This is a genomic window from Okeania hirsuta (assembly GCF_003838195.1).
GTDB classification, from domain to species: Bacteria; Cyanobacteriota; Cyanobacteriia; order Cyanobacteriales; family Microcoleaceae; genus Okeania; species Okeania hirsuta.
Genome location: NZ_RCBY01000455.1, coordinates 1 through 2,895 on the forward strand (window position 1 = coordinate 1; position 2,895 = coordinate 2,895).

General features: G+C 42.9%; 4 protein-coding genes. All 4 read left to right on the top strand.

Features of this window, described 5'->3' with window-relative positions; genetic code table 11:
* The first annotated feature begins 584 nt into the window (after nucleotides 1–584).
* The 4 genes from D5R40_RS41710 (at nucleotide 585) to D5R40_RS31675 (ending at nucleotide 2,674) form a co-directional block, all read left to right on the top strand.
* The gene (locus D5R40_RS41710; protein ID WP_282433695.1) at nucleotides 585–710 is read left to right on the top strand and encodes a hypothetical protein; all 126 of its coding nucleotides are present in this window, start codon (nucleotides 585–587) and stop codon (nucleotides 708–710) included.
* A gap of 23 nt (nucleotides 711–733) precedes the next feature.
* Nucleotides 734–1,243: a DUF7619 domain-containing protein gene (locus tag D5R40_RS31665; protein WP_445974460.1), complete on the top strand. Its 510-nt coding sequence runs from the start codon at nucleotides 734–736 to the stop codon at nucleotides 1,241–1,243.
* 484 nt (nucleotides 1,244–1,727) lie between these two features.
* A complete protein-coding gene (locus D5R40_RS31670; RefSeq protein ID WP_124155789.1) occupies nucleotides 1,728–2,375 on the top strand; it encodes a hypothetical protein in 648 nt (215 codons plus the stop codon).
* A 38-nt stretch (nucleotides 2,376–2,413) separates the two neighbouring features.
* The gene (locus tag D5R40_RS31675; RefSeq protein ID WP_161565150.1) at nucleotides 2,414–2,674 is read left to right on the top strand and encodes a hypothetical protein; all 261 of its coding nucleotides are present in this window, start codon (nucleotides 2,414–2,416) and stop codon (nucleotides 2,672–2,674) included.
* Nucleotides 2,675–2,895 lie beyond the last annotated feature (221 nt).

Here is a 2,895-nt window from a genome sequence, read left to right on the forward strand (position 1 = left end):
GACTGCCAGACAGTAATTGAAGAGGATGGAGCCGAAATATGTGGAGTCGTCTACTACGACCTAAACGGAAACTGTCAGCAGGATGAGGGTGAACCCGGAGTTCCCAACATGCTACTCGAAGTTATGCCCGGTCCTAAATACGTAACTACCAATGATTCGGGTGAATACAGGATCTATCGTCAGTATGGAACCTATACCATCAGTAGCATTACTACAGATGAATGGTCCAATGTATCAAGCTGCGACAGTTCTCACACCATAGTCTACGAAAGTGCTAACAAAGCAAGTTCGCTGTCATTCTGTGGGAAGAATTTTGCCATGAGTCCTAGTTGTCCTAAGCCCGATCTGGTTACTTACCTGAGCAGTACGGCTCTTTCGTAGAGGCTTTAGGAACAGCTATGCCATTTCCTTTCTAAACAGAGGGGCCTTGGGCGCATCTAATCTTGAACTTGTGGTAGAGTTTGATAATGATATCATCCCTTTGAGTTCAGATATAGCCTGGGATCAAAGGACCCAGGGACCAAGTGTTACTGGAATTTGTTTGGAACCTGAATGAATTGAAGCCTATGCAACAAGGAACGATCATGATTACTGACTCTGTTTCTGCTACTGCAACATTAGGCAAGCGGGCAGAAGTTAGGGCATATTTCCGCAATCCACCAGATGATTGTGATTTGACCAACAATATGCGCATCACTACAATGAAATAGTAGGGGCCGTTGATCCTAATGATATCCTGGTTTTCCCGACCGGAGCCATTGAGAAAGAAGATGTCCTGACCTATAAGATTCGTTTTCAGAATGTGGGAACTAAATTCGCCCAGCGAGTCTTTATTCAGGATACGATTTCTCCCTTCCTCGATCTGGCCAGCTTTGAATTACAAGGAGCCAGCCACGATTATAAGTATCAAATATCGGAAGATCGTGTAATCAGTTTTACTTTCGACCGCATCTTTCTGCCTGATAGCAATAGCAATGAAGCCGCCAGCCACGGATTTATCGAATACAAAATCATGCCCGGTCAGGCCATTCCTGCGGGTACCATCATCGAGAACCGGGCAGCGATCCAGTTTGACTACAGTGAATTCATCATTACGAATACCGTACAAAATCAAGTGGTCAATCCCTCGAATGGGCAAGAGCAAAACAAACTCTACCTAAGCGTGAGTCCCAATCCCCTGGAAGTTGAGGCACAGGCGGAGATTCGTCACATCGAGGATGCTGGAGTTCGAATACCTATATAATAAACTGGAAATTTACAGCTTAAATGGAAGCCTGGTAAGTGCTAATACGGAATTAAACGCTACCATCGGTCTCCATAAGAAAACGTCATTTAAATCTGGGTCTCTACCTGGTAAAGGATACGATAAAAAACGGCTTTTCGTATACAGAAAAGCTGGAAGTGAAATGATATAGATTAAGATTGTATTTGGAGCTCCTTGTACCATGTGTGCAGGGAGCTTTTTTTTTGTAAGGCTTTGTTTTTCTATCCAAAAATTGGTGGCCTTCCAAAAAATGGAAAAGCTCCTGATGGAAATAGGCCCTGAATTAAGCTATTCTCATTATTTTCTGATTGGCATTTAAATGGAATCTACTCCCTGGGAGAAAAGAATAAGACCTTCTTTTTTCCCCAATGAGATTTACGGATAAGGCTAATGAAGAACCTATACAAACGCCCTCGATTTTCAAACTTTACTCATTCAATACCTAGTAAGCCCCAAAGAGGAAATGGCCTCTTATTCTCTTTCTGCTGCCAGCTCTTTTATGTTGAGTAACCTCTTCCGTGCCGAACTGGATGATGTATATTTTACGTTTGACACACCCCTGGAAATAAGCGTTTGCTCAGAAAATCAGGTATTCGGTATTAGCTACCTCAATGCTTCCAGCTTTAGTCTGACAGGGCAGGAAGTTACCGTATATTTACCTGCAGGCATTAGCTACATAAGCGGAAGTCTTCAGGATACATCTGCTGCAGGTGTTTATGAACATGATATATCAGATCTGCAGGCGCCGGTATTTCGATTAAATGATTTAGGGAGCGTTTTGAGCGCGGGTTTTATGATATCCTACGAAGCTGCTATCCCGGCAATGAATGCCATTCTGTCAGGAGGAATACTCCAGAATAGGGTAGAGCTTGTTTCGAATGAAGGGGATAAAGAAGATACCAGTGTTCCTTACAATGCCTTATATCCTGCCTTAAGCATAATTAATATCAGTCCTGCTAACCAAAGTGTGAATAGCGGTGAAACAACCACCCGGAGTATTAAAGTTGTAAACGGGGGAAATGGAAAACTTAGCTCCTTCTTCATTACTGATATTCATAACGCTGGGATAGACTTGATGTCAACCTCCTTAGGGACGATCAGTGCTTTCTAAGGATAGCATTTTTTTCAGTGGAAACGATTTCCAGAATATTGGAAATGGAGATGCCTTTTTTTGATACCAATGAAAGCCTCGAATTCACAGAAATAATTGCGGTCTCGGGTTGTGAAGCAAATACCATAAGCTCCAGCATGCATGCAGGCTGGTCTTGTGAAGGAAATACGATTGTGGATGCTACGATGAATGCAAATATCAGCATCACTTTACAACTTCCTAACCTCTCCCTTTCACCCAATCCGCTCAAGATGCTTGCTATGGACCAAACAATCCCAATACCAAGAAATTACCCTTAAAAACAACGGTAGTGGTAAAGCCATTGAGGTTCTCTTAGACATTTATAAGTCTACGGGAGGAGGATATACCCAAAGCATCTTTTCAAAGATCGATACATCTTCGCTTACCTACCGCCTCAACGGTGGATCTCCCTATAAGATCTTGCCTATCCAGGTTTGGAACACAAGAAACGACGGATCATATGCAGCTTTAGGAATAGACCCCATCGGAAGGACTATGC